The sequence below is a fragment of the Anaerobacillus sp. ABA4_114 genome (genome assembly GCF_056159065.1).
On record NZ_JBSWUM010000001.1, the window covers coordinates 801,162 to 825,716 of the forward strand.

General features: G+C 40.2%; 31 protein-coding genes and 1 riboswitch. Of the genes, 25 read left to right on the forward strand and 6 right to left on the reverse strand.

Going from position 1 to position 24,555, the window contains the following annotated elements; genetic code table 11:
* Positions 1–18: 18 nt before the first annotated feature.
* On the reverse strand, positions 19–1,464 hold the full coding sequence (locus tag ACXAEY_RS03870) for a carbon starvation CstA family protein (protein ID WP_270180009.1): 1,446 nt from the start codon (positions 1,462–1,464) through the stop codon (positions 19–21).
* Positions 1,465–1,819: 355 nt separating this feature from the next.
* Here ACXAEY_RS03870 and ACXAEY_RS03875 point away from each other — a divergent pair, with 355 nt between their 5' ends.
* The 11 genes from ACXAEY_RS03875 (at position 1,820) to ACXAEY_RS03925 (ending at position 8,976) form a co-directional block, all read left to right on the forward strand.
* Positions 1,820–2,797, forward strand: a complete 978-nt coding sequence (locus tag ACXAEY_RS03875; RefSeq protein ID WP_270180008.1) for an acyltransferase family protein — start codon at positions 1,820–1,822, stop codon at positions 2,795–2,797.
* Positions 2,798–2,919: 122 nt separating this feature from the next.
* Entirely contained in the window at positions 2,920–4,026 is a 1,107-nt protein-coding gene (msrB, locus tag ACXAEY_RS03880; protein ID WP_474810601.1) for a peptide-methionine (R)-S-oxide reductase MsrB, read from the forward strand.
* Positions 4,027–4,156: 130 nt separating this feature from the next.
* Positions 4,157–4,525, forward strand: a complete 369-nt coding sequence (locus ACXAEY_RS03885; protein WP_474810602.1) for a YidH family protein — start codon at positions 4,157–4,159, stop codon at positions 4,523–4,525.
* Between the two features lie 144 nt (positions 4,526–4,669).
* A complete protein-coding gene (locus ACXAEY_RS03890; protein WP_270180005.1) occupies positions 4,670–4,930 on the forward strand; it encodes a metal-sensitive transcriptional regulator in 261 nt (86 codons plus the stop codon).
* 50 nt (positions 4,931–4,980) lie between these two features.
* A complete protein-coding gene (locus ACXAEY_RS03895; RefSeq protein WP_474810603.1) occupies positions 4,981–5,460 on the forward strand; it encodes a DsrE/DsrF/DrsH-like family protein in 480 nt (159 codons plus the stop codon).
* A gap of 13 nt (positions 5,461–5,473) precedes the next feature.
* Complete coding sequence (locus ACXAEY_RS03900) at positions 5,474–5,827, forward strand: rhodanese-like domain-containing protein (RefSeq protein ID WP_474810604.1); 354 nt, start codon at positions 5,474–5,476, stop codon at positions 5,825–5,827.
* A 14-nt stretch (positions 5,828–5,841) separates the two neighbouring features.
* Complete coding sequence (locus tag ACXAEY_RS03905; protein ID WP_474810606.1) at positions 5,842–6,150, forward strand: rhodanese-like domain-containing protein; 309 nt, start codon at positions 5,842–5,844, stop codon at positions 6,148–6,150.
* A 23-nt stretch (positions 6,151–6,173) separates the two neighbouring features.
* Positions 6,174–6,737, forward strand: a complete 564-nt coding sequence (locus ACXAEY_RS03910; RefSeq protein ID WP_474810607.1) for a sulfurtransferase TusA family protein — start codon at positions 6,174–6,176, stop codon at positions 6,735–6,737.
* Positions 6,738–6,776: 39 nt separating this feature from the next.
* Entirely contained in the window at positions 6,777–7,898 is a 1,122-nt protein-coding gene (locus ACXAEY_RS03915; protein WP_474810608.1) for an MBL fold metallo-hydrolase, read from the forward strand.
* A 16-nt stretch (positions 7,899–7,914) separates the two neighbouring features.
* Entirely contained in the window at positions 7,915–8,142 is a 228-nt protein-coding gene (locus ACXAEY_RS03920; protein ID WP_270180000.1) for a sulfurtransferase TusA family protein, read from the forward strand.
* A 54-nt stretch (positions 8,143–8,196) separates the two neighbouring features.
* Complete coding sequence (locus ACXAEY_RS03925; protein ID WP_270179999.1) at positions 8,197–8,976, forward strand: sulfite exporter TauE/SafE family protein; 780 nt, start codon at positions 8,197–8,199, stop codon at positions 8,974–8,976.
* Between the two features lie 29 nt (positions 8,977–9,005).
* Here ACXAEY_RS03925 and ACXAEY_RS03930 read toward each other — a convergent pair whose 3' ends face one another.
* Positions 9,006–10,295, reverse strand: coding sequence for a hemolysin family protein (locus tag ACXAEY_RS03930; RefSeq protein ID WP_270179998.1), 1,290 nt, complete (start codon positions 10,293–10,295; stop codon positions 9,006–9,008).
* A 210-nt stretch (positions 10,296–10,505) separates the two neighbouring features.
* Between ACXAEY_RS03930 and ACXAEY_RS03935 the strand changes: the two genes are divergently transcribed.
* The 10 genes from ACXAEY_RS03935 to ACXAEY_RS03980 all read left to right on the forward strand — a co-directional run bounded on the left by ACXAEY_RS03935 (position 10,506) and on the right by ACXAEY_RS03980 (position 16,401).
* Positions 10,506–10,808: an EthD family reductase gene (locus ACXAEY_RS03935; protein ID WP_270179997.1), complete on the forward strand. Its 303-nt coding sequence runs from the start codon at positions 10,506–10,508 to the stop codon at positions 10,806–10,808.
* Positions 10,809–10,915: 107 nt separating this feature from the next.
* Positions 10,916–11,539: a flavodoxin family protein gene (locus ACXAEY_RS03940; protein ID WP_474814730.1), complete on the forward strand. Its 624-nt coding sequence runs from the start codon at positions 10,916–10,918 to the stop codon at positions 11,537–11,539.
* 296 nt (positions 11,540–11,835) lie between these two features.
* A complete protein-coding gene (locus tag ACXAEY_RS03945; protein ID WP_318246488.1) occupies positions 11,836–12,012 on the forward strand; it encodes a YjcZ family sporulation protein in 177 nt (58 codons plus the stop codon).
* A 37-nt stretch (positions 12,013–12,049) separates the two neighbouring features.
* Positions 12,050–12,136, forward strand: a complete 87-nt coding sequence (locus ACXAEY_RS03950; RefSeq protein ID WP_224880103.1) for a YjcZ family sporulation protein — start codon at positions 12,050–12,052, stop codon at positions 12,134–12,136.
* 146 nt (positions 12,137–12,282) lie between these two features.
* Positions 12,283–13,050, forward strand: coding sequence for a DeoR/GlpR family DNA-binding transcription regulator (locus tag ACXAEY_RS03955; RefSeq protein ID WP_474810609.1), 768 nt, complete (start codon positions 12,283–12,285; stop codon positions 13,048–13,050).
* A gap of 148 nt (positions 13,051–13,198) precedes the next feature.
* Positions 13,199–14,185: an LLM class flavin-dependent oxidoreductase gene (locus ACXAEY_RS03960; RefSeq protein WP_270179995.1), complete on the forward strand. Its 987-nt coding sequence runs from the start codon at positions 13,199–13,201 to the stop codon at positions 14,183–14,185.
* Between the two features lie 94 nt (positions 14,186–14,279).
* Complete coding sequence (locus ACXAEY_RS03965; protein WP_270179994.1) at positions 14,280–14,630, forward strand: IDEAL domain-containing protein; 351 nt, start codon at positions 14,280–14,282, stop codon at positions 14,628–14,630.
* 69 nt (positions 14,631–14,699) lie between these two features.
* Entirely contained in the window at positions 14,700–15,116 is a 417-nt protein-coding gene (locus ACXAEY_RS03970; RefSeq protein ID WP_474810610.1) for an RrF2 family transcriptional regulator, read from the forward strand.
* A gap of 65 nt (positions 15,117–15,181) precedes the next feature.
* Positions 15,182–15,676 (forward strand): Crp/Fnr family transcriptional regulator, encoded by a 495-nt coding sequence (locus ACXAEY_RS03975; protein WP_474810612.1) that lies wholly within the window; start codon positions 15,182–15,184, stop codon positions 15,674–15,676.
* A gap of 89 nt (positions 15,677–15,765) precedes the next feature.
* On the forward strand, positions 15,766–16,401 hold the full coding sequence (locus ACXAEY_RS03980) for a nitroreductase family protein (RefSeq protein ID WP_270179991.1): 636 nt from the start codon (positions 15,766–15,768) through the stop codon (positions 16,399–16,401).
* A 54-nt stretch (positions 16,402–16,455) separates the two neighbouring features.
* Here ACXAEY_RS03980 and ACXAEY_RS03985 read toward each other — a convergent pair whose 3' ends face one another.
* A complete protein-coding gene (locus ACXAEY_RS03985; RefSeq protein ID WP_474810613.1) occupies positions 16,456–17,820 on the reverse strand; it encodes an alanine/glycine:cation symporter family protein in 1,365 nt (454 codons plus the stop codon).
* 179 nt (positions 17,821–17,999) lie between these two features.
* Here ACXAEY_RS03985 and ACXAEY_RS03990 point away from each other — a divergent pair, with 179 nt between their 5' ends.
* Both ACXAEY_RS03990 and ACXAEY_RS03995 read left to right on the forward strand, forming a co-directional pair.
* Entirely contained in the window at positions 18,000–18,638 is a 639-nt protein-coding gene (locus ACXAEY_RS03990) for an SDR family oxidoreductase (protein WP_474810614.1), read from the forward strand.
* A 164-nt stretch (positions 18,639–18,802) separates the two neighbouring features.
* Complete coding sequence (locus tag ACXAEY_RS03995) at positions 18,803–20,212, forward strand: alanine/glycine:cation symporter family protein (protein ID WP_474810615.1); 1,410 nt, start codon at positions 18,803–18,805, stop codon at positions 20,210–20,212.
* Positions 20,213–20,594: 382 nt separating this feature from the next.
* Here ACXAEY_RS03995 and ACXAEY_RS04000 read toward each other — a convergent pair whose 3' ends face one another.
* Both ACXAEY_RS04000 and ACXAEY_RS04005 read right to left on the reverse strand, forming a co-directional pair.
* Positions 20,595–21,242 carry a class F sortase gene (locus ACXAEY_RS04000; protein WP_474810616.1) on the reverse strand — a complete coding sequence of 216 codons (648 nt, stop codon included), beginning with the start codon at positions 21,240–21,242 and terminating at the stop codon, positions 20,595–20,597.
* 46 nt (positions 21,243–21,288) lie between these two features.
* A complete protein-coding gene (locus ACXAEY_RS04005; RefSeq protein WP_474810617.1) occupies positions 21,289–22,179 on the reverse strand; it encodes a DUF4349 domain-containing protein in 891 nt (296 codons plus the stop codon).
* Between the two features lie 77 nt (positions 22,180–22,256).
* On the opposite strand from ACXAEY_RS04005, the gene ACXAEY_RS04010 reads away from it, so the two are divergent.
* The gene (locus ACXAEY_RS04010) at positions 22,257–23,357 is read left to right on the forward strand and encodes a mechanosensitive ion channel family protein (protein ID WP_474810618.1); all 1,101 of its coding nucleotides are present in this window, start codon (positions 22,257–22,259) and stop codon (positions 23,355–23,357) included.
* Between the two features lie 98 nt (positions 23,358–23,455).
* Positions 23,456–23,989 carry a hypothetical protein gene (locus tag ACXAEY_RS04015; protein ID WP_474810619.1) on the forward strand — a complete coding sequence of 178 codons (534 nt, stop codon included), beginning with the start codon at positions 23,456–23,458 and terminating at the stop codon, positions 23,987–23,989.
* Positions 23,990–24,026: 37 nt separating this feature from the next.
* Here the strand turns inward: ACXAEY_RS04015 and ACXAEY_RS04020 are convergent, their stop codons facing one another.
* Entirely contained in the window at positions 24,027–24,152 is a 126-nt protein-coding gene (locus ACXAEY_RS04020) for a hypothetical protein (protein WP_270179983.1), read from the reverse strand.
* A gap of 222 nt (positions 24,153–24,374) precedes the next feature.
* Positions 24,375–24,551: riboswitch (cobalamin riboswitch) on the forward strand.
* Positions 24,552–24,555: the final 4 nt, after the last annotated feature.

A 24,555-nucleotide genomic window follows, 5' to 3' on the forward strand; every position in this document is an offset into this window, starting at 1 on the left:
GGGAGCAGCTTTTTTATGTTATGATGCGACTTGTTCAACACTGAAGTTTGGCTTTTTACGCTCTTTCCAGACTTGATATCCGAACCATAGTCCGACGATCAAGGTGATGACCCCACCAAGAATCATAGAAACAGTGTAAGGAAGCTCAAATCCTTCTGGGGCTAAGAATAAATACGTCGCAACCGTCATCGTCATGAAGAGTGCAGGTAGACTACAGATCCAGTGGAACTTCTTGTTTTTAACGAGATACATGGCACCAGCCCAAAGCATCACTGTCGCAACAAGCTGGTTTGTAAATCCAACGTACCTCCATAAAAACGTGTAATCCATTTGCGTAAGCATGAAGGTAGGCAACGCAACGATACCTGTGAGCAATAGTGTTTTTGCACTTCCAGAAGGTTTACCTTTGTTCTCCTTCTTCGTAAAAAGATCTGCAAGCATCATTCTAGAGGAACGTAGTGACGTATCACCAGTAGTAATCGGTAGTACGATGACTCCAAGGATGGCCAAGATGCCCCCAACCGTTCCTAGAAGAGAAGAGCTGATTTCGTTTACGACTCCTGATGGACCTCCTGCAGCAAGTGTTTCTTGTAAGCCACCAGTGCCTCCAAAGAAAGTCATCCCGGCAGCAGCCCAAATCAATGCGATGATACCTTCTGCGATCATAGCTCCGTAAAATACTTTTCTTCCTTCACTTTCTTTTTTCATTGTCCTTGCGATGATTGGACTTTGCGTAGAATGAAATCCTGAGATTGCTCCGCAGGATACAGTGATCATAAGAAGTGGCCATAATGGTAAATTATCAGGGTGTAAATTCGATAGTGTTAAATTTGGAACGGCATGATCCATGAAGAACAGTCCGATTCCGATCGAGACAGCCATTACGATTAAAATAACACCAAAGATTGGATAGATCTTTCCAATGATTTTGTTTACTGGAAGTACTGCAGCAATAACAAAATATGCAAAGATGATCAGAAGACTGGCTAAAAAGCTTAACGGTGTAACCTGTGCCATCAACTGAGCGGGACCAGCTGTAAATGCAGCAGCTACTAACACCATAAGAACGATTGAAATGATGTTGATCGCGCCTTGTGCGCCTCTTCCTAAATACCTTCCTACTAAAGAAGGGTATTGCTCTCCATTGTGTCTTAGTGACATCATCCCAGAAAAATAATCATGAACAGCTCCAGCAAAGATACAGCCGATTACAATCCAAATGAAAGCAACTGGACCATAAAGTGCTCCGAGCACCGCTCCAAAAATAGGACCAAGACCAGCTATGTTCAATAGTTGGATTAAACTACCTTTCCACCAACTCATCGGCATATAGTCCATGCCATCTTTCTGTGTATAAGCAGGAGTTTCGCGATGATCATCAATGCCGAAAATTCGCTCAACCACCTTAGAATAAACAATATAACCAAGAACCAATAATGCAACTGCACCGACAAAAGTGATCATGTTACTCGCCTCCTCTTCTTGCATGTTTGAAAATATAACACTCATTGTACGTATCAAATTGACAAAATACAATAGATTATTCAGAAAAAATAAAATAGTTATAACTATAGAACTGCAGAAGCGCTCAGATGCGCCCGAAATATGGGAAAAACGGGACCTTAGACACCTTCTAAACCTCCCTGAATATGTAAACAAATCCTTTTCAAAAATGACCGCTAAAATACGAATATTACAATTCGAATAACTAATAGTGAAATGGGGTAAAAATGAACGAGAAACGGGTATTATGATGGTGAACATTATTGGAATTTACTAATACAACATCGTTTTTATCGTCTGAGGAGGGTCATCAATCGTGTCACAGCGTATTGCATATTTTGATAACAGCAAAGCAATTTTGATATTACTAGTTGTGGGAGGCCATTTGGTCACACCATTTATCGCTGACTCGCGATTACTATATAGTTTTTACCACGTTATCTTTATTTTCCATATGCCTGCCTTTATCTTTTTAACTGGTTATTTTACACGAAAAGCATCTGGAACAAAATACTATTGGAAGATCTTCACTACCTTTCTTCTCCCATATATTTTGTTTCAAGTCGTCTATGCAATTTATTACACGAATCTTTATGAGAAGCCTTTCCAGATTGAGTTTCTTACTCCGAGGTGGGCGATGTGGTTCTTGTTATGTATTGCAGCGTACAAACTTCTTGCACCTATTATTTTAAAAAGCAAAACAAGCTTATTGCTTACGTTTAGTATTACTGCAGGACTTATCGTCGGTTATTTCGATATAGAAAGGTTTCTTTCTCTAGATCGTCTGTTTGTCTTCTTGCCATTTTTTGTTTTAGGTGTTGTCATGGGGCGGAGTGAAAAGCCGATCCGTTTACCGTATATGAAGTGGATAGCTCCTGTAGTCCTTGGTGGATTGTTTCTCCTTTTCTACCTTTATAGAATAGAAGGATTAACAGACCTCTTATATGGAACATATGTCTATGAATCGAACTTGGGGCTGCTTGTGCGTTTAGGGTATTACGTAGGAACGGCATTCGTGATGTTTATGTTCTTCTCCATCATTCCAAAGACGCCAATCGTCATCACACCGATAGGATCACGAACATTTGCGATTTATCTTTTCCACGGCTTCATCATAAAATGGTTTCTTGAGCAGCAGTCTGCAGAGGTTATCTCTACCTTATGGGGTATCCCATTCATCGCAATCTTTACACTTACCATCGCGATGATACTAAGCCTCCCATTCTTCTCAAAGCTTCTTGCCTTTGATCGCTGGCTGCCATCCCCTGAAAAATTAAACTTTAGTAAACGATAGGAACGCTTTAAAGGCGTTCCTTCTTTTATGTTCAAAGCAAAAATCTCTCTTTTCTAACTAAGATGAGTTACACTTATAATAAGTTGAGAGCTGTTGAACCATAGCAGAGGGAGGAACTGTGAATGAAGAAATCTAAAATCATCGTGTTGCTTGGTTTGTTAACCGTTCTGATATTTGCAGGCCCAAAACTGTATGATGTTTTATTCAATCGGTCTTATGGAAGTGAGCCCGTTAAAGCTGTAGATGAAAACTTAGAAGTAGCGACCTTTGCTGGAGGATGCTTCTGGTGTATGGAACCACCTTTTGAAAAGCTAGATGGTGTTGATGAAGCGATCTCAGGTTATATTGGGGGCGATACAAAGAACCCATCATACGAAGATGTTTCTTCAGGAAACACAAGTCATGTTGAAGCCGTTCAGGTGCATTATAATCCTGATATCGTATCATATGAAACGTTATTAGATGTTTTCTGGCGACAAATTGATCCAACCGATGAAGGAGGTCAATTTGTAGACAGAGGAGATCAGTATGTATCAGGTATATTTTATCATAATGAACAACAGCGAAAATTAGCGGAGAAGTCCAAAGAAGAGATTGCGAATTCTGGACGATTTGATGAACCGATCGTAACCTTTGTAAAGGAAGCTCCTACCTTTTATGTAGCTGAGAAATACCATCAAGACTACTACAAAGAAAATGAGTTTCGATACAATATATATAGGAAGAATTCCGGGCGCGATCAGTTTTTGGATGAAGCCTGGGGGAAAGATCGAGAAATAGAGCAGCCAAATCAAGGTGTTTCTTATACGGATGAAGAATTGAAGGAAATGCTTACACCACTTCAATATGAAGTGACTCAAGAGGATGGTACTGAGAAAGCTTTTGATAATGAATACTGGGATAATACAGAAGAAGGTATTTATGTGGATATTGTGTCTGGAGAGCCATTGTTCAGTTCTACTGACAAGTATAAGTCAGGAACGGGGTGGCCTAGTTTTACTAAACCACTAGTTGAAGAAAATATTGTAGAAAAAGAAGATAAAAGCCTTTTTATGGTCCGAACAGAAATTAGAAGTAAGAACGCCGACTCACATTTAGGTCATGTTTTTGATGACGGTCCAGAGCCAACTGGTTTAAGGTATTGTATGAACTCTGCAGCGCTCGATTTTATACCTAAAGAAGAATTGAAAGAGAAAGGCTACGGGGAATTCTTAACTCTTTTTCAATAATGCGAAGGTAGCATGTGATGCTGCCTTTTTTATATTTATTGATTACCTTGTGTAAACTGTAGGTTGAGGCAATATCCCTTGAAATTTTACGGGAGGGGGTATAAGATCGAAGGGTAGGAGGGTGAGACGATTGGGAGAGAAAAAAGCAGATGGTAGAATTCAGCAGCTGCTTGCGAATGAACGTACGTTTTTGGCTTGGATCAGAACGTCGATTGCGATCATAGGAATCGGCTTTCTAGCAGCGAGCCTTCACTTTACAAGATCTGTAGGTGAGCGTGCGGATGACAAAATTATTGTATTCATCAGTTTCACCTCATTGCTGTTTGGGTTATTAACCATGGCGGGCGGGGCAGTACAGTTTTTTAGAACGCGAAAGAAGATTATGAGCTTTGAGGTTCCTTCTTCAACATGGATCGTACTCTTTTTGATCGTTATCGTACTGATGATTATCGCGCTTATTATCGTATATTTTGTTATTCAAATAAACTGGTTGTCGTAGCTATAGATCATAGCCTATTGACATTTAAATTCAGTACGTTATAATACCCCTATAGGTATTAAATGTTGAAACATCGCACTTATTGATATAAATTTTTTTGGTTGCATAAATACCCCTAAGGGTATATAATGTGGAGGTGAGCAAGTGAATTACGATAAAAAAGTGATCAACCGAATCAAACGAGTTGAAGGCCAGTTAAGAGGCGTCGTTCGAATGATGGAAGAGGGAAAGAGCTGTGAAGAGATTGTTACACAACTTTCTGCAACGAGGTCAGGAATCGATCGTTCCATAGGTCTCATCGTTGGATCGAACTTAGAGCAGTGCCTTCTAGAGCAGCTTGAACAAGGAAATTCAACAGAAGATACAGTGAAAGAAGCAGTTCAACTGTTAGTTAAAAGTAGATAAAAAATTTTAAAAACAAATATACCCCTGTTGGTATAGAGGAGGAAATAAAGATGAATGAAACAAAATCAACAAACATTGTCCTTTTTAGTGGTGATTACGATAAAGCGATGGCAGCTTATATTATTGCAAATGGTGCAGCTGCTTATGATCATAAAGTAACGATCTTCCATACGTTCTGGGGTCTGAACGCCCTTCGAAAAGATGAGCATGTTAAAACGGATAAAGGTTTTCTTGAAAAAATGTTCGGTAAAATGATGCCTCGTGGTGCAGATAAGATGGGTATTTCAAAGATGAATTACGCAGGTATGGGGCAGAAGATGATTAAGAATGTAATCAAGAAGCACAATGCGATGGAATTGCCACAATTGATTGAGATGGCTCAAGAACAAGACGTTGAGCTTGTTGCTTGTACGATGACGATGGATCTACTTGGTCTACAAAAAGAAGAGCTCTTAGATGAGATCGAGTATGCTGGCGTAGCAGCTTACCTTGGTGATGCAGAAGACGGTAACGTAAACCTGTTTATTTAATTGGAGGGGTAAGATGGAATTCCTAATTGTTATAGCGATTGTGTTAATAGGTTCAATCCTTTTGAAAAGAAGTGGAAAAGGCGTTCATACTATTAGTACCGAACAAGCAAAATCGAAGTTTGGAAATCGTGATGTACAGTTCATCGATGTAAGAACGCCGATGGAATACAAAGGCAACAAAGTGAAGGAATTTAAGAATATGCCTCTCGATCAGCTTAGTAAGCGAGGCAAAGAGCTTGATCCAAAGAAGGAAACTGTCGTGCTTTGTCAGAGTGGCATGAGAAGTGCCCGTGCATGTAAGGTGTTAAAGAAGCAAGGGTTTACCGATCTTTATAATGTTCGCGGTGGGTTAAACGCGTGGAGATAAAGGAGGAAGGTCATATGTCAGGATATGTGAAAGATATTACGCCAGACGAATTGAACGAGATGTTAGCGAAAGGCAAAAAGATGAGCATCGTTGATGTTCGTGGTCCGGGAGAGGTTGCAACAGGTAAAATTCCTGGGGCTTACAACATTCCTGTGAATGACATTCAGTCTAGAATGAGCGAACTCGACAAAGAAACAGAGCATATCATCGTTTGTCAATCTGGTGGAAGAAGTAGTATGGCATCGATGGTATTAAAGTCCAACGGCTATAACGTCTTGAACATGACAGGCGGAATGTCGGAGTGGACCGGTGCAACAGAATAACCAAACATTCAGGAGGTATCGTTATGATTCAAACAGATCACGTATTAGATGCTAAAGGGCTTGCTTGTCCTATGCCGATTGTCAAAACGAAAAAAATGATGAAAGATCTAGACCCTGGAGTTGTTCTCGAAATTCAGGCAACAGACAAAGGCTCAAAAGCTGATATCAAAGCATGGGCTGAGAAAGTAGGGCATCATTATCTGGGAACTGTAGAAGAAGATGATGTGTTGATCCATTATTTACGCAAAGCTTCTGATCATGAAACGGTTCCAGAACAAAAGCATCCTCACGTTATCTTAAATGAGGAGTTAACTGGATTACTTTCTGAGGATGGTTACACCCTCTTAGATGTTCGTGAACCAGCTGAATATGCGTTTAGTCATATTCCTAATGCGATTTCTATGCCACTTGGAGAAATCGAAGATAAGATGAATGAACTTAATCGTGATAAGAAAGTACTCGTTATCTGCCGTACCGGGTCAAGAAGCGATCTAGCTGCTCAAAAACTAGCTAACAGTGGTTTTGAGGCGATTAATGTGATGCCTGGTATGTCAGGTTGGACTGGCGAAACAACGTCAAAAGTATAATTTTTTTTACTAACAAAAATACGGTTGGGGGTATAAAAGATGAGCTTGAAAAAGATGCATGCAAGTGAAGTAGCATCTAGAATTATTAATAAAAACGATCTCTTTATTCTTGATGTACGAAATGAGGATGCATACGCAGACTGGAAAATTGAAGGTGAGTCTGTAAAAAGTATGAACGTCCCTTACTTTGACTTGATCGATGGAGTAGAGGAGATTCTTGAAGATCTTCCTAAAGATAAAGACATCTTGGTTGTTTGTGCAAAAGAGGGGTCTTCTATCTTTGTAGGGGAAGAATTAGTAGAAGCAGGTGTTCAAAACGTTTCTTACCTACCTGGTGGAATGAAGGCTTGGAGTGAATACCTTGAACCTGTAAAAGTAGGTGATCTTCCAGGAGGAGCACTCTATCAATTTGTGAGACTCGGTAAAGGTTGCCTTTCTTATATGATCGAATCAAATGGGGAAGCTGCAGTGGTTGATGCGAACCGTATGATCGAGAACTACACATCTTTTGCAGAAAAGAAAGGCCTGAAGATTAAAGCTACGTTTGATACTCATCTTCACGCGGATCATATTTCTGGAGGTAGAGAATTAGCTGATCAAATGAACGCGTCCTACTATCTTCCTGAAGAAGATGCAGGAGAAGTCACGTTTGAATACACGCCTCTAAAAGAGGGAGATGTATTTACAATTGGAGAAGTAAAGCTCGAGCCACTCTATTCGCCAGGTCATACGATTGGAAGCACGTCCTTCATCGTTCAAGATCAGTTCCTACTAACAGGAGATATTTTGTTTGTTCATTCGATCGGACGTCCTGACCTTGCTGGTAAAGCAGAGGATTGGGTTGGCGATTTAAGAGAGACGCTGTATAACCGATATAAAGACATGGCGGGCGAATTAACAGTGTTGCCAGCACACTTTTCAAAGATTGAAGAACTTGGTGAAAATGGTGAAGTGTCAGCGCAACTCGATGAACTTTATCGTGTGAATGACGGGTTAAACGTAGAAAAAGAGGAAGATTTCCGCACGATGGTAACTGAAAACCTTCCTCCTCAGCCAAATGCTTATCAAGAAATTCGCGAAACAAATATGGGTAAAATCAGCCCTGATGAAGAAGCGCAAAGAGAAATGGAAATTGGACCAAACCGCTGTGCGGTAAAATAATTAGGAGGTTATTAACATGAATGCACAAAAAACATTAGACGCAAAAGGACTAGCTTGTCCAATGCCAATCGTTAAAACAAAGAAAGCAATGAAGGAAATCGAATCAGGAGAGATTCTTGAGATTCAAGCAACAGATAAAGGTGCAAAAAGTGACTTGACTGCATGGGCAAAATCTGGAGGACATGAACTTCTTAAGTCAGAAGAAGAAGACGGCGTATTCTCTTTCTGGATTAAAAAGGCGTAAGTTAAGATATGGGGTACTGTTCAGTGCCCCTTCTTTATTGTGAGGTGAGTGCATATGGATTTTGGTTTTATTATTACAATATTTTTAATTGGATTTGTAGGCTCATATATATCAGGTATGGTTGGGATCGGTGGATCGATCATCAAATATCCGATGCTCCTGTACATTCCAGCACTTCTCGGTTTTACAGCATTTAGTGCTCATGAAGTTTCAGGAATCAGTGCTGTTCAGGTGTTCTTCGCTACCATCGGAGGTGTGTTTGCATACCGTAAAGGTGGATACCTCAATAAACAGCTCATTCTATATATGGGAGTAAGTATACTGATCGGAAGCTTTATCGGTGGTTATGGATCTAACTTAATGTCAGAACAAGGCATCAACGTTGTCTATGGCTTATTAGCAGCGATTGCAGCGGTCATGATGTTTATTCCTAAAAAAGGCATCGATGATATTCCACTAGATCAAGTGAAGTTTAACAGATGGTTATCTGCAAGCCTGGCGTTTATCGTTGGGATCGGTGCAGGCATCGTAGGAGCAGCCGGTGCATTTCTATTAGTTCCGATTATGCTTGTTGTTCTTAAGATTCCAACAAGGATGACGATTGCATCATCACTTGCAATCACGTTTATTTCTTCAATCGGATCAACTGTAGGAAAGCTAGCGACAGGACAGGTTCTGTTGTTGCCAGCGGCGATCATGATCATCGCTAGTCTAATCGCAGCGCCTCTTGGTGCAAACGCTGGAAAAAAAGTGAACACTAAGATCCTTCAATGGCTGCTTGCAGCTCTAATTCTAGGAACGTCGATCAAAATATGGGTGGATCTTCTAATGTAAAAACAGCTGACTCGTGTCAGCTGTTTTTTCTAGGATTGTTTTGCTCTAATCTCAACTTCTTTTACTTGATGGCCATCGATTTCCAATACTTTAAACTCATAATCCTCGAAGGTTAACGTTGTTCCTTGAACGGGTTCCATGTCATGTGTAAGCACCCATCCTCCGATCGTGTCCACTTCGTCATCTTCAATCGTTAAGCCGAGATACTCATTTATATCACTTATAAGGGCTTTACCATCAACGATAATACGACCGTTTTCTTCTTTACGAATCGGTGGTTTTTCATCAGAATCAAATTCATCTTGGATTTCCCCAACGATTTCTTCAAGGATATCTTCTACTGTAACGAGACCAGCTGTACCTCCGTACTCATCCACCACGATCGCGATGTGACTATGTGTTTTTTGCATCTTTGCAAGTAACTTTTTAATAGGAGTCGACTCGATCACATGATGAATCGGATGAATGTAATCTTCTAATGAAAGGTCCTCTCCCCACTTGTATTGAGTAAGTACTTCTTTTATATTGACGACACCTACAATCTTATCTTTATCGCCATCCGCAATAGGGTAGCGGGTATACTTTCCACTTTTCATGATCGAGAGGTTCTCTTCTGTTGTGTTATCAAGGAATAAGCAAGTCATTTCGGTTCTCGGTATCATGATTTCTTTTGCTAATCGTTCATCAAATTCAAAGATGTTATTGACAAACTCCATCTCTGATTGATTAATTTCGCCACTCTTGTAGCTCTCTGACAAGATGATGCGAAGTTCTTCTTCCGAATGGGCTTGTTCATGTTCATTGGCAGGGGGTAACCCAAGAGCTCGAACGATCCATCGAGCAGATCCGTTCAATGTCCAGATGAATGGATACATGATCCAGTAAAACCAAATGAGAGGTCTAGCCGTTAGTAAACTAACCTTCTCAGCTTTTTGAATGGCGAACGTTTTTGGTGCTAGTTCTCCAAGGACGACGTGGAGGAATGTGATGATAATGAATGCGATTACGACCGAAATCGTACCAACCATTGCTGGAGGAAGTTCGATCAGTTCAAAAACAGGGTGCAGGAGATGCTCAACAGTTGATTCCCCTAGCCAACCTAATGCAAGGGCTGTAATCGTGATTCCTAGCTGACATGCAGAAAGGTAACCATCAAGATTTCCTAATACTTTTTGAACGGATTTCGCTTTTTTATTTCCTTCTAGTGCTAAAGAGTCGATTTTGGTTTTGCGTACTTTTACAATAGCGAACTCAGATGCAACAAAGAAAGCTGTCAACAAGATCAAAATAATAACGACAATAATTTTTATGATTTCCAATAGAGCCCTTACTAACGTGTAAGGGTTCACCTCCTATACAATGGGTTACATCATTTATTATAATTTTCCTTATTAATGTGATGTTTAAACACCAAGTTACTCTATAGTTTCTTCAGAAATATGTTATTTATCAGTGATGGCTTTTGTTAGCCTTCATTCTTCATAGTGATGTATGATGAAGCATAACCAAAGTAAAGGAGAGAAAGCGAAATGGCTAAAGTAATCGTGATCTATAAGAAACCTACTGATGAAGCGAAATTCAGACAATACTATGAACAAGAGCATATTAAGCTTGTTCAGCAAGTTCCTTACATCCAGAAGGCCGATTTAAATTATGTGACGGCAGCATTGAATACAGAAGAGTCTTATTACCTTGCTGCTACGATTGAGTTTGAATCGAAGCAACGAATAAGTGAAGCGTTGCAATCTCCTGAATGGGCAAAAGTTACGGAAGACGCTGAAAATATGATGGAGTTTTTGTCTGAGCCACCATTAGTGCTCATCACAGAATAAGAGCCTAAAGGCACATCCTGGTTTCCACAGGGTGTGTTTTTTGTTTATTTTCTCTTATTAGAAGGGAATGGTGGACTATAAAATTCGATTGATTTAAGAGAGGAGTTATCGAATTGAAGGCACTTTTTCTTAATTGCTCACTAAAGAATAGTAATGAACCTTCAAACACGGATGCGCTCTATAAAGAAGCAGAGTCGATCTTTCATGAAGAAGGGGTGGAGTCAGAGACAATAAGGGCTGCTGATTATAACATTTCATACGGAATTTCAGAAGATGAAGGAGATGGCGACGAGTGGCCCATCATTTTTGAAAAAGTGAAAGCGGCAGACATCGTAATAATCGGAACGCCACTCTGGCTAGGTGAGAAAAGCAGTGTAGCTACTCTTGTTATCGAACGGTTGTATGGCGGAAGTGGAATAACGAATGAGAAGGGGCAATCGGTCTATTACAACAAAGTTGGGGGTGTCGTCATCACTGGTAATGAAGATGGAGCAAAAAACGCGGCAAGATCCATCTTATATGCATTTTCACATATAGGATTTACCGTTCCTCCTAATGTTGATACGTACTGGGTCGGTGAAGCAGGACCAGGTGCTTCATATATTGAAGCGAATGGGCATAAGAACGATTTCTCTGTCGGTCATGCCAAAACGATGGCTCATAACCTCATTCACTTTGCAAACATGTTTCAAAAACATCCAATTCCTGCCGAAGGAAACACAATGGAATAAGTATTAAAAAGTCCTCATACGCTGAGGGCTTTTTTTCATGGTGAAAGAAAGGTCTCACTCTTCAATTCAAATCTTCATATTCTATTTATACAAAATGTATGGGGGGAACTTTTATGGATGAACTGATTATCTTTCTAATCCTATTTATTCTCCTAGTTATCATTTTGCTTTTTGTAGCGGATGTGTTCTGAGCACGTGAAGGTATATAAATCTTGCTAAATATGGTTAGATGCCCATCCCTTACATTCAATTTGCACATATAGTATTAGTAACCTTCGAGGAAAGGGGGTTTTCAAATGAGCGGTGGAAAAGAAAACGTGCGCCCTGCTGGATACGGTAAAGGGTTCGCATTGATCGTAGTATTGTTTATCCTTCTAATTATTGTTGGTGCAGCGGCAGTAGGAGGAGCTAATACAGGACCATGCTGCTATGGAAAAGGTGGTTATGGCGGTTACGGCGGTTACGGCTACTAAACCTTTCTTATATCTCGATTAGAAGGGAGGTTTTTTTATGAGCTATGGATGTGGTCAAGGTTTCGCGCTAATCGTTGTTTTGTTCATTCTATTGATTATCGTAGGAGCAGTTTGGGCTTACTAATATAATGAGGGCACCCTATAATGGGGTGCTTTTTCTACTGCTCCATTTACTTATAATTACTTAATTATTTTCCTGTATTACTTAAAAATATTGATTTAATCATTACATAGACTTATAATGGTAGTGAATGGAAGTGGGGGTTGCCGATGTTTCAAGAAGAGCGCATGCTATCGATTCTTGAATATCTTAAGAAGAACGAAAGGATTTCAGTCGAACAGATCTGTGAGCTATTTCAAATTTCTAGAGATACTGCAAGGAGAGATCTTGTTCGATTGGAAGAAGAGGGTGCCGTAACGCGTACGAGGGGTGGAGCAGTATTGCCCCAATTACGTCACGAAATAAAATCCTATCAAGACCGACTTTCTCTAGTGACCAATGAAAAACATCTTATAGGGAAAAAGGCAGCAGAAACTATAAAACCTGGTGATATCGTTATTCTAGATGCTTCAACTACTGTACAAGCTTGTGCTGAATACTTGATTGAAAAGCGCGCTGTTATCCTTACAAATTCGATTCATCAAGCTGACATCCTCTCTAGAGGAGAAAACCTCGACATTCACCTTCTAGGTGGGAAGCTTGAAAAGGAGCACTTCTTTCTTTATGGATCGAGTGTTGTTGAAAAGCTAGCGTCATATAATGCAGATGTAGCATTTATAGGTGTGGTTGGGATCACAGAGCAAGGCCTGACCATTGCTCATGAAGAGGATGGCATGGTGAAGCGGAAGATGATTGATCAAGCGAAACATGTCGTCGTTCTTGCTGATTCGACGAAGTTTGGACAATCAGAGTTTTTTACATTTGCGAAGCTTGAAGATATCGATGTGATCATTACTGATAAGATGCCAGAACGGATGTATCAGCAAATGCTCGAGAATCATGGTGTTGAAATAGTAATTGCTGAAAGCACATCCTAGCTAGGCTCTATAAATAAACTGGACCGGCGTAACCTAACGGGCGTGACGGTCCGTTTGTTTTTTTAAGCAAATTTATTGGAGAGAATACAAACACCTGTTATGATTTAACTGTAATAATTTATTTTACAAATCGAGGAGATCGTTATATATGAAATTAAGCGTTTTGGATCAATCCCCAGTCTCAAAAAATAAAACAGCGGTCGAAGCTTTAAAAGAAACTACGGAACTTGCGAAAGAAACTGAGAAGCTTGGTTACCATCGATTTTGGGTATCTGAGCACCATAGTACAAAAAGTCTTGCGGGCTCTAGTCCCGAAGTGTTGATCGCTCACCTCGCAGCGAACACGAGTCATATGAAGATTGGATCTGGAGGGGTGTTGTTGCCCCATTATAGTTCGTATAAAGTGGCGGAGAATTTTAGGATGCTTGAATCTTTAAACCCCGGTCGTATCGACCTAGGTTTAGGTCGTGCACCAGGCGGTATGCCGAACGTTACAAGAGCATTAGCAGACGGCAACCGTAGAGATATCGACCGGTATCCTGAACAAATCGATGAGCTTACGAATTACTTAAATGGGCGTGCTTCTTCTTATCATGTTCATGCGACACCACTAGGAGATACGAAACCTGATATTTGGTTACTAGGATCAAGCGGTGGTAGCGCAAGAATCGCTGCGAATAAAGGATTAGCATTTTCGTTTGCTCATTTTATTAACGGGAATGGTGGAAGCAGCGTAGTCGATAAATACATGGAGCGTTTTTCACCATCAGAGTATAACGACACACCAAAGACAAACGTAGCCGTTTTTGTTGTATGCGGCGAAACAGAGGAAGAAGCAGAGTATTTAGCTTCTAGTCTTGATCTTGCTATATTATTAATCGAACAAGGAAAATCAGGTACTGGCTTCCCATCACCGGACGAAGCGCTGCAATATCCATACTCTGTGTTTGATAAAGCAAGAATCAGGGAAAACAGAAATCGTATAATCGTTGGCGACCCTAAGCAAGTAAGACAGCAAATCGAAGAGTTAGGTAACATGTATCAAACCAATGAGGTCATCGTAAATACGATAACGTATGATTTTAACGCGAGACTGAAATCGTATCGTTTACTTGCAGAAGAGTTCGGTCTTTGATCGAAGCTCTTGACAAATCTAACTGTAATATTTATTATTACATTATGCGATGACGCAGTTGGAACACGATAATCTTCCATAAGGAGGGAGAATAATGATGAACCAACTTCATCAACAATCTCAATTTACTAAAGGTGAATGGGTGAAAGGCAAATCAGTTCACGATGAGTTAGTGAAAGGATTTGTAGATTCAGTAAATGATTATCTAGGAACGATCAAAATATATGTGCATGAATGTGATAACCCAGAGACAGTCGGAAAGGTTATCGAGACATTTCAAAATAGGGTTTCATTGTTGGAAAAGCAGGATTTTGAGCATGACGAAACGTATCTTTTAAACCTTATCGATCTAGCTCTTATTACAAAAGATAAGAAATGGTTTTTAGAACTTTCGGCGCAGCTCAACGCTGTACGAAATAAGTCAAAAGAAGCGGTTGCCTGTTAAAATTTTCTTGCAAGGTACAAAAGGAGTACGATAGGATGGAATTGAAGAAAGTGTTAGGGGGCGCTAAAATTGAATAGTGATTTTACTCTTGCAGTGCATAGTCTGGCTTTATTAGCGATTAAGCCTGGACAAATGTCAACAAGTGACTACCTTGCTGGCAGTGCATCCGTCCATCCTGTACGTATGAGAAAAATTCTTAGTTTATTAAAGAAAAACGGATACATCGTCTCTAAAGAAGGTGCTGGTGGCGGCTTTACATTAGCATGCAAAGTCGAAGATGTTACGCTTGATAAGATCTACTCGTTAACGTCGATCGGTTCATTGAAACCTAAGTGTACCGACGCAAATCAGTATTGTCTTGTGGGAGCGAATTTATCAGAAGTCCTTGGTGACATCTTCACCGATGCTGAGGATCATTTGACATCATTTTTGAAGAAATACACCATTCGTGATATTATACAAAGCCTGAAGCAAAAACAATTATAATAATTGTTTTTGTTTTTGGGATAACTGTAACAAAATAAATTCTAATTATTCGGGGGTGAGCGAACATGGTAAGTTTGGCATTGAACAAAAGTGAAACGAAGTTTGAAACAAAGGATTGGAATAAGTTAGAGCGATCCGGGAGAAAGTTGAAGCGGAATGAAGGAAGGTTCTTAATTCGACCTAAACATACGAATCGTGATGTCTATATCATTCGCCAAGGAAACGTAGCGATTTATCAGCAAGACGAAAAAACGCCACTTGCAGTTCTTGGACCGAATGATGTACTTGGGAACAGATCGATCTTTGTGCATCAAAACCTTTATGCCAAAGCTATAACTGATGTTGAGCTCATTCAACTCGATCAAGCATCTTATCGCTCTTTGTACCTAGCATATCCAGAGCTTGCAATTAAGCTTACGACAGAGCTTTCAAAATTAAAGTTAAAGCTTGATTTTCCAGATCAACTACCAAAGTCGATTTTTGCAGTGTTGAAAAGGAATACAAAATCCTTGCTGAACAAAGCTCCGACTAAAAAAGGTAGATACTGCCACAACTGCTAAACAATGATGTTTTATAACTGTAATAAAATATGTTACATTATAATAGATAAGAAACTTAGAGATAAATGGATTGGAAAGGGAGAGAACAGATGACAACACAAGTTGAACAAAAGCTAGATGCTCTTGAAGTAATGAAAGAGCGTCATTCCGTAAGAAAGTATGAAAAAGGGGTTAAGATCCCTGATGAAGATATGAATGAAATTCTAAATGCGACGATTGAAGCTCCATCATCTTGGAACCTTCAACACTGGAAGTTTCTCGTGATTGAAGATAATGAGAAAAAAGAAAAACTTCTTCCGATCGCTTTTAATCAGCAACAAGTTGTAGATAGCTCTGCTACCATCGTAATTCTTGGAGATACAGAAGCAAATCTTCATGCAGAAGAAATCTACGGTCAAGCTGTAGAGAATGGTTTTATGGATAATGCAGTCAAGGAAACACTGGTTTCTCAAATCAATGGAGCATATGAAAGAGAAGGCTTCGCATACAGTGAGGCAGTAAAAAATAGTTCCCTAGCTGCTATGCAGCTTATGCTTGCAGCGAAAGCAAAGGGATACGATACGATTCCGATGGGCGGCTTTAATCCACAAGCTCTTATCGACGAATTCAATATCCCATCCAGATATGTCCCTGTTATGCTGATCTCAATCGGCAAAGCAGCGGCTGAAGCACATGCATCTGCTCGTTTCCCAGTAGAGCGCGTAGTGATCAAAGATAGCTTCTAATAGAACCGATTAAGAAAAGCGGCACCCAACTGGGTGCCGCTTTTTTGTGAATGATCACATGCTTTGAGATTGAGCTTCTCGTTTTTCTTCTTTTACTTTTTCAAGGAAACGTTTCGTTTCGGCAACGACGACTCCAGAAAGACCTAATAGTCCGATCAAGTTTGGTAAAGCCATCAAGCCGTTAAAGATATCAGCGAGCAGCCATACGACATTAAGCTTAAGTGTTGTTCCAACAAATACAGCTAGAACAAAAACGAAACGGTAATATTTGATCGAACGTTCCCCAAACAGATAAGAGAAGCACTTTTCCCCGTAATAAGACCATCCCAATACTGTTGAGTATGCAAAAAGAATCAAACCGACCGTTACGATTAATGCACCAGGTACTCCTAGGAACTTCTCGAAAGTAGCCGTTGTAAGTGCAGCACCGTTAAGATCGCCCATATAGAGGTCACCCATTACAAGAGCGATCCCTGTAATGGAACAAACAACGATCGTATCGATGAATACTTGGGTCATGGATACGAGTGCCTGGCGACCAGGGTAGTCCGTTTTAGCAGCAGCTGCAGCGATTGGAGCGGAGCCTAGGCCAGCTTCATTCGAGAAGACTCCACGAGCTACACCATAACGGATTACAGCACCAATAGCTCCCCCTGCTACAGCTTCACCAGTGAAAGCGTCAGAGAAAATTAACGATACGGCAGCTGGAATGAGATCGATGTTCATAAGGAGAACGATTAAGCCACCGATCACATAGAAAAGTGCCATAACCGGAACGAAAAACGCTGTAACCCGTCCAATGCTCTTAATCCCACCAAGAATAACGAGACCAGTTAGAACCATTAAAATAAGACCTGTAATCCATGGAGCGATTCCAAACGTTGCTACGGCGTCAGCAACAGAGTTCGATTGAACCATGTTTCCTATTCCGAACGCTGCAAATGCTCCGAAAAATGCAAAGATCATTCCAAGCCATCTCATGTTGAGTCCTTTATCTAAATAGTACATCGGACCCCCTGACATCTCTCCGTTCGAATCTACCGATCGGTACTTTACTGCCAGAATAGCCTCAGCATATTTCGTAGCCATTCCGAATAAAGCACTGATCCACATCCAAAGAACAGCTCCTGGTCCCCCTACGAAAACCGCTGTTGCTACCCCAGCGATATTTCCCGTACCGATCGTAGCAGCAAGTGCTGTCATCAGGGCCTGAAAGTGTGAGATGTCCCCTTCAGAGGATTTATCTTGTTTCTTAGTAAAGGCTTGCTTCAATGCATAAGGTAGCATCGTAAACTGCAAGAATCCTAGACGAATGGTGAGATATATTCCTGTTCCTACTAAGAGGATCAAGAGAGGCCATCCCCACACGAATCCGCTAATGTTATTTAATACTGCTTCCAAAATAATATCCCCTTTCATATGTAGTTCAATACTAAATATTCTAACAATTTACCATAAAAACCTTTTTAATTACATAAATCGACTCATTTTAGTTCAAAAAAAACATTCGCAATTAGTTGTAGCGCTTTCATGTGTTTATTTGTATTACTTATGAGGAAAATAACAGAGGTGAATGGATATAAAGGAGGAAGATAGTTGTGAAAGTACTCGTAATCGGTGCAAACGGACAGGTAGGCACACATGTAATAAAAAGCCTTGCAGAAAAAGGATACGATCCAGTAGGGATGGTTCGAGATACTGACCAAGTGAAAGCCATTGAAGATGCGGGTGGAAAAACTGTACTAGGTGATCTAGAAAAAGATTTTTCCCATGCGATGTACGGATGTGAAGCAGTCATCTTTGCAGCTGGTTCAGGTCCACACACTGGCGCAGATAAAACGATTCTTATCGATCAAGAAGGGGCGATCAAATCGATCGATGAAGCAAGTCGTCAAGGGATAAAACGCTTCGTGCTCTTAAGCACAGTAGGTGCTGATTATCCAGAGCAAGGGCCAGATAATATGAAGCCTTACTTGTATGCAAAAAAGCGTGCAGATGAGTATTTAAAAGCCACAAACTTAACCTACACGATCCTTCGACCAGGAAGACTTTCGAATGATCCTGCTACTGGGCAAATTCGCGCAGCAGAAACGCTCGAAGATAAATCAGGACAGATTCCACGAGAAGATGTGGCTTCCGTATTAGCTGAAATCGTAGAGAATGAAAATACATTTAATAGAACGTTTGAAATCTTAGATGGTGATCTTACAATAAGCGACGCTCTAGGACAATTGTAAAAGGAATTTCTAGTGAGAGACCTGTTGAGGGTCTCTTTTTTAATGGGATAAACGAATGATTTAATCGGACTAGTTTGTTTTACTAATTGACGAAAAATTAATACTGATGGTAATGTATAAAGGTCGTCAGTTGAAAGCGTTAACACGTTGGAGGAGTAGAGGAAATGGACATCTTAGAACTGCTTAAAATAGTAAATGGATTTTTGTGGGGAGCACCAAGCTTAATCCTATTGTTCGGAACTGGTGTTTTCTTGACACTTATCCTTAGAGGACTTCAGTTTAGAAAGCTAGGTTATGCATTTAAGCTTGCTTTTACGAAAGAAAAATCGGAAGACAGCTCTGCTGAGGGAGATGTTAGTAACTACAAAGCACTTATGACATCTTTGGCTGCTACCATCGGTAACGGAAATATAGCCGGTGTAGCTACTGCGATCACAATCGGAGGTCCAGGTGCTGTTTTTTGGATGTGGGTTGTAGGACTGGTTGGCATGGCGACCAAATACGGTGAAGCCCTTCTTGCGATGAAATATCGTGTGAAAAATGATAAAGGTGAGTATGCCGGTGGACCGATGTACTATGTTGAACAAGGTCTTGGAGCAAAGTGGAAGTGGCTTGCGATATCATTTGCATTATTCGGTGCGATCGCTTCTTTAGGAATTGGAAACAGTGTTCAATCGAATACGATTGCGAGTGTAGTTGATGAAAGCTTTAATATCGATGGATGGGTAACTGGAGTAATCGTTGCAGGACTTACCTCTCTGATTATTTTCGGAGGTGTAAAACGTATCAGCTCCGTAGCAGGATTCTTTGTTCCGGTAATGGCTGTTCTCTACATAGTTGGAGCATTAATCATTATCGTTCTGAATGTTGAAGCAATCCTACCTGCGATGAAGTTAATCTTCACCTACGCATTCTCCCCAATTTCAGCAGTGGGAGGTTTTTCAGGCGTAATCGTAATGGAAGCTGTTAAATCTGGAGTTTCAAAAGGAATTTTCTCAAATGAGGCTGGTTTAGGTACAGCGGCTCTTATCGCTGGTAATGCAAAGGCAGAGCACCCCGTGCGACAGGCGCTTGTAGCTATGACAGGTACTTTTATCGTAACGATCATCGTTTGTACGATGACGGCGTTAGTATTACTCATTACTGGATTTTGGGATCCAACAGGTGGAGAACTCTCAGGTGTCGTCCATAATGCGGATCTAGAAGCAGGTGCATTGACTACAGCTGCCTTCGGATCGAGTCTAGGTATTATAGGAGAGTACATTGTAACCTTCTCAGTCATCTTTTTCGGGTTCTCAACGATTATTGGTTGGTATGTGTATGGATATAAATGTTTCGAATACCTTGCAGGTACAAAATTTACTACGTACTATGGATTTGTCTATATCTCCGCATGTTTTATAGGAACAGTGGCTAATCTGACTACTGTTTGGGCATTTGCTGATATGGCGAATGCACTTATGATGATTCCAAACTTAATCGCCTTACTACTATTGTTTAAAGTGATTAAATCTGAAACAGATGACTATTTCAATCGGTATTTAAATGAGGTAGAAATCAAGAAAGCTAGTTGATTGCATAATGAAAGACGCTTCGACCTATTGAATAGGAGAAGCGTCTTCAGTTTGTCGAGCAACCTATTTCATTATTCGGTGCTCCCGATGCCGTAGTCGATGAAAATCGCATGCTTTCCGCGGACGAACGTCCAAGCCCGAGGTGAAACCCACACCCCGGTCTCGGCCGCCCGTACGACCGCAGGAGTCCGCGATTGTCTCTCCTACTTGATGAGAATTTATCCAAAACGACCTTTCCGTCCAATGGTTTAACAGGCAGATAGTTCACTATCCATCAACATTAATTAGAATGGAAATGATCGACTACTTTCGAGACTTTCTCTACACTCTGAAGACGCTTCGTCCTATAGAATAGGAGAAGCGTCTTTTTTCTGTTTTATTACTATTCTGCTTTGAGCTCAGTGAACACGACGAGGCGTTCTTCGTGTGTTCCATGAGACTGACTGAAGTTACCGGTGCACGTGATGAGGTTCAGATTTGCATCATTACTTGGTCCAAAGATTTTTTCAATAGGTGCATTCTGAAATGGGTACCTTTCTTTCCCTGTTACAACGAACGTAAGTGTTTCTCCATCCTTATCGGTAACGTATACTTCATCACCTTCTGATAGATCTTCAAGGTGATAGAAAACAGATGGTCCAGATTTGCTATCTACATGTCCTGCTATGACGGAATTTCCGGTCGTGCCAGGCTTGAAGCCAGGTTCAAACCATCCGACATTTACGTGGTTGGATGGAACACCCATCTGTCCGTTTTCCAAAATACCTACATTCTCAACTTTTGATTTAACTTCAATAGAAGGGATCTCGACAGATACAGGGATTATACCTTCTTCACTCGACTCTGGAATTCTATTTGCATTTTCATCGATCGATTGTTTTACGTTGTCATACGCTACGTCACCATTTTCAATTTCTACTTTCTTAACTGGTTCTGAACCTGTTTCAGCTGTTGATGAATAGTTATTGGTATATCCAGCAATCAGAAGAAAGATGATGACTGCAGTAACTAGAGACATGACTACTTTCATCGTATCACCTCGTTTGCTCTATTGTGGATTTAATAAGCTAACGATATCAATGGATGTTTGGATCACTTTTTTTTCTTCTACGATTGCGTATGAAGAAAAATAGGGTTAAAGCTGCAAGTGGCACGAGCACAGGAGATAATCCAATGAGCACAACAACTGTCTTAGAGAAGAAGGATAGAATTCCATTTGCTGTATTCATAAACAACTGTTTTGCTTCGGCGATCGTACTCTTATCACCTTCTCCGAAAGCAGGGACTTTAATTTTCTTTTCTTCTAATGAAACAGTCACGGTCGAATAGTCACTTTGATTGTTTAAATAGTTCATACGCCCTTTTAACTGCTCGATTTCTTCTTGAACTCGAGACAAATCGTTTGATATAGCCAACAGATCCTCCGTTTTTTCAGCTTTTTCTAAAAATGATTGGAGCCTATCTCTCACATCTTCTTTTGCTTTCAGCCTTGCTTCTAAGTCTACAAACTCTTCTGTAACATCAGTTCCAGTAACCGATTTTTCTGGTGTACCTTTACCAATTGTTTCAGCTTCATCAAGAAAAGGGTAAAAGTTATCTTGAGGGACCCTGACTGTCATCGAACCGTAGTTGATCTCTTCTTCAGAGAACGTTCTTGATTCTACAATATACCCACCGTTTGCTTCGAGTAGCTCTTTCAATCGGCCTGTGGCATCAGAAAGATCATCTACAGTTAAAGATAAATTAGCGTTAAAGATAACTTTTCGATCTGTTTGAAGTTCTGGCATCTTCATCGTTTCGTTCGAAGAGCTGGATTCAGAAGCGCTTTCTTTTGTTTCGCCTGCACTTCTATCCATCTCTTCTGAGAGTGGCTCTCCACTGTCACCACTTTCTGACTGTTGATTAGAGCTGCAGGCAGTAAGTATAAGGATTGCTATAACAAAGCTAAATAGTAAATACTTTCTCATTCCTTAACCCCCTAGATCACTATATACAACATAACGTGTTGATAACGGAATAGGTTACAAGTGATCATTCACAATTCTTGCTAAAGGAGGTTTTTACTTTTTTATTTCCATTCTTTGAAAGTTCAATCGCTAAAGACACGTTCATTACGATTGGTGTTATCATAGGTATCCTTTTGTTTAGGTTCATCGTTAAAGCGCTGTTCTTTAAAAGAAAAGGTTTAGAAAAAAAGGAGAGTAAGCATGCAGTCCTCTCATTCCTAAACTGGCTAACGCTATATGCCATCATCGTTTTCTTGCTTCTCTACTTTTCTGAGTATGCCTGGATGAGCCGTGAGCTGTTCACGATCGGTGATGTTGAAATATCTTTGCTGCTTCTTCTCATCGCATTGTTTATCATTACGCTTGCGAACAGGCTGTCAAAGATATTCACCTCACTACTGATGCCCCCTTTGTATGACCACTATCGATTAGATACGGGGTTGCAATTTACATTTAATCGAGTGTTCCATTATACCTTGATGGTAATAGCAGTGATTATTAGTTTGACTACTGTTGGAATCGATTTAAGCGCATTGACCATCTTCGCAGGTGTATTAGGCGTAGGAATCGGCTTTGGTATGCAAAACATTGCTAACAATTTCATTTCAGGTCTTATTATATTATTCGAGCGCCCCATCAAAGTAGGTGATCGCGTGATAATTAATGACATTATCGGAGATGTTGAGCAAATTAAAATGCGAGCAACAATTATACGGACGCTTGATAATGAACGAATCATCATGCCTAACTCTTACTTTATAGAAGAACAGGTCGTTAACCACTCCTACGGAGATAATCGATTGCGTCTCGTCGTACCGATCGGCGTTGCTTACGGTTCAGATGTTGAACTTGTAAGAGAACTGCTCCATCAAGTTGCAAAAGATGAGAAAGAAGATTCAATGTATGTACTTGAAAAACCAGAACCGTTTGTAAATTTCATCGGGTTCGGTGACTCATCCTTGGACTTTCAGTTGTTCGTTTGGATTTCTTCTCCAAAAGCGGCGGTCGTGACAAAGAGTAATCTTAATTTCCGAATAAATAAGGTGCTTGCTGATCATCATGTTGAAATTCCCTTTCCTCAACGTGATTTGCACGTGAGGAGTATGGATGACAACGTCATTGAAAAGCTAAGGAAATAAAATCACACAATTTCACACACTTTTTTCGCAATTTCTTCCACAATTATTGTCCATAATTAAGTGTGTAAGGATAATAATTTGAAGGGAGATCGAAAAAAATGAAAAAGTGGTTACTAGGTATTGCAGGTTCAGTTGTACTTGCAGGTGGAATAGCTGGTGTGAGTGCAAACGCGGCATCTGAAGAGGGTGCACAAGTAGACGGTACTGAGGTAGTTCAGGAACAAGGACAGGTGAAAGGGCATCACCATAAGCGAGGTTTTCATAAAGAAGAAAAAGGAAATGAAAATCATGAATTAATGGGATCGATTTTTGAGAAACAAGAAAAGCTAATCGATTTATTGCTCGATAAAAATGCCTCAGCAATTGATGGCGTTGAAGAATTACAAACTGAGTTAGCCGACGTAAATGAGCAGTTAAATGCACTTCATGAAGAAGCAAAGGCTGCTCATGAGAAATTGAAAGCACAAAAACAAGAATGGAAAGATAGTGGCGAAAGACCTGAGCTTACAGATGAAGAGAAAGATGAAATGAAAGCAAAGTTCAGTGAAATGAAAGAGAAACGTGAAGAAGCATTGGCATTAGCGAAAAAGAAAGATGAAATACTTACTGCATTAATTGAAAAGGTAAGCTAACGTAAAGAGATAGGGTTTCCTATCTCTTTTTTTATTCTCATGATTTTTGTGATAAGTGATTCATGATCTCCTTACTTTCTTCTTCACTGAGCAATCCCATTTTATAACACAATTGTGTATATCCGGCTAGTTTCTTTAAGCATGTGTGCTGCTTTTTACTCATAAGCTTATCTCCTTTTTCCTTAAGGAAACATTTTTAGGTATAAACAATATATGCTGAAAATGAAAGATAGTGTTAGGCTATAGAAAGACTTTATACCTAATCACACATTGATTGATTTTTTCTTCTTGTTAGATTACAGAATGTGCGGTAAGATAAATACATCGATATTTAGTGTTTTATTTTTAGATTAGATACTATATATAGACTTTATGGTAGTTAATTAAATAGTGATTGAGTATGCGGTGTCGTGAAACGACTTAATAGGGAATCCGGTTTTAATCCGGAGCTGTCCCCGCAACTGTCGTGTGGACGAAGCAAATGCCACTGGATGATGATCCGGGAAGGCTTGCTGAGGAAGAAGCACGTAGCCAGTAGACCTGCCGATGCTCAGAAACGTTTCTAT

Bases quoted from the DNA above. Each gene is read 5' to 3' on its own strand.
- ACXAEY_RS03870 (WP_270180009.1), bottom strand. From the start codon at position 1,464: ATGATCACTTTTGTCGGTGCAGTTGCATTATTGGTTCTTGGTTATATT.
- msrB (WP_474810601.1), top strand. From the start codon at position 2,920: ATGAAGAAATCTAAAATCATCGTGTTGCTTGGTTTGTTAACCGTTCTG.
- ACXAEY_RS03895 (WP_474810603.1), top strand. From the start codon at position 4,981: ATGAATGAAACAAAATCAACAAACATTGTCCTTTTTAGTGGTGATTAC.
- ACXAEY_RS03900 (WP_474810604.1), top strand. From the start codon at position 5,474: ATGGAATTCCTAATTGTTATAGCGATTGTGTTAATAGGTTCAATCCTT.
- ACXAEY_RS03905 (WP_474810606.1), top strand. From the start codon at position 5,842: ATGTCAGGATATGTGAAAGATATTACGCCAGACGAATTGAACGAGATG.
- ACXAEY_RS03910 (WP_474810607.1), top strand. From the start codon at position 6,174: ATGATTCAAACAGATCACGTATTAGATGCTAAAGGGCTTGCTTGTCCT.
- ACXAEY_RS03915 (WP_474810608.1), top strand. From the start codon at position 6,777: ATGAGCTTGAAAAAGATGCATGCAAGTGAAGTAGCATCTAGAATTATT.
- ACXAEY_RS03920 (WP_270180000.1), top strand. From the start codon at position 7,915: ATGAATGCACAAAAAACATTAGACGCAAAAGGACTAGCTTGTCCAATG.
- ACXAEY_RS03925 (WP_270179999.1), top strand. From the start codon at position 8,197: ATGGATTTTGGTTTTATTATTACAATATTTTTAATTGGATTTGTAGGC.
- ACXAEY_RS03935 (WP_270179997.1), top strand. From the start codon at position 10,506: ATGGCTAAAGTAATCGTGATCTATAAGAAACCTACTGATGAAGCGAAA.
- ACXAEY_RS03945 (WP_318246488.1), top strand. From the start codon at position 11,836: ATGAGCGGTGGAAAAGAAAACGTGCGCCCTGCTGGATACGGTAAAGGG.
- ACXAEY_RS03950 (WP_224880103.1), top strand. From the start codon at position 12,050: ATGAGCTATGGATGTGGTCAAGGTTTCGCGCTAATCGTTGTTTTGTTC.
- ACXAEY_RS03955 (WP_474810609.1), top strand. From the start codon at position 12,283: ATGTTTCAAGAAGAGCGCATGCTATCGATTCTTGAATATCTTAAGAAG.
- ACXAEY_RS03960 (WP_270179995.1), top strand. From the start codon at position 13,199: ATGAAATTAAGCGTTTTGGATCAATCCCCAGTCTCAAAAAATAAAACA.
- ACXAEY_RS03965 (WP_270179994.1), top strand. From the start codon at position 14,280: ATGATGAACCAACTTCATCAACAATCTCAATTTACTAAAGGTGAATGG.
- ACXAEY_RS03975 (WP_474810612.1), top strand. From the start codon at position 15,182: ATGGTAAGTTTGGCATTGAACAAAAGTGAAACGAAGTTTGAAACAAAG.
- ACXAEY_RS03980 (WP_270179991.1), top strand. From the start codon at position 15,766: ATGACAACACAAGTTGAACAAAAGCTAGATGCTCTTGAAGTAATGAAA.
- ACXAEY_RS03985 (WP_474810613.1), bottom strand. From the start codon at position 17,820: ATGAAAGGGGATATTATTTTGGAAGCAGTATTAAATAACATTAGCGGA.
- ACXAEY_RS03995 (WP_474810615.1), top strand. From the start codon at position 18,803: ATGGACATCTTAGAACTGCTTAAAATAGTAAATGGATTTTTGTGGGGA.
- ACXAEY_RS04000 (WP_474810616.1), bottom strand. From the start codon at position 21,242: ATGAAAGTAGTCATGTCTCTAGTTACTGCAGTCATCATCTTTCTTCTG.
- ACXAEY_RS04005 (WP_474810617.1), bottom strand. From the start codon at position 22,179: ATGAGAAAGTATTTACTATTTAGCTTTGTTATAGCAATCCTTATACTT.
- ACXAEY_RS04015 (WP_474810619.1), top strand. From the start codon at position 23,456: ATGAAAAAGTGGTTACTAGGTATTGCAGGTTCAGTTGTACTTGCAGGT.
- ACXAEY_RS04020 (WP_270179983.1), bottom strand. From the start codon at position 24,152: ATGAGTAAAAAGCAGCACACATGCTTAAAGAAACTAGCCGGATATACA.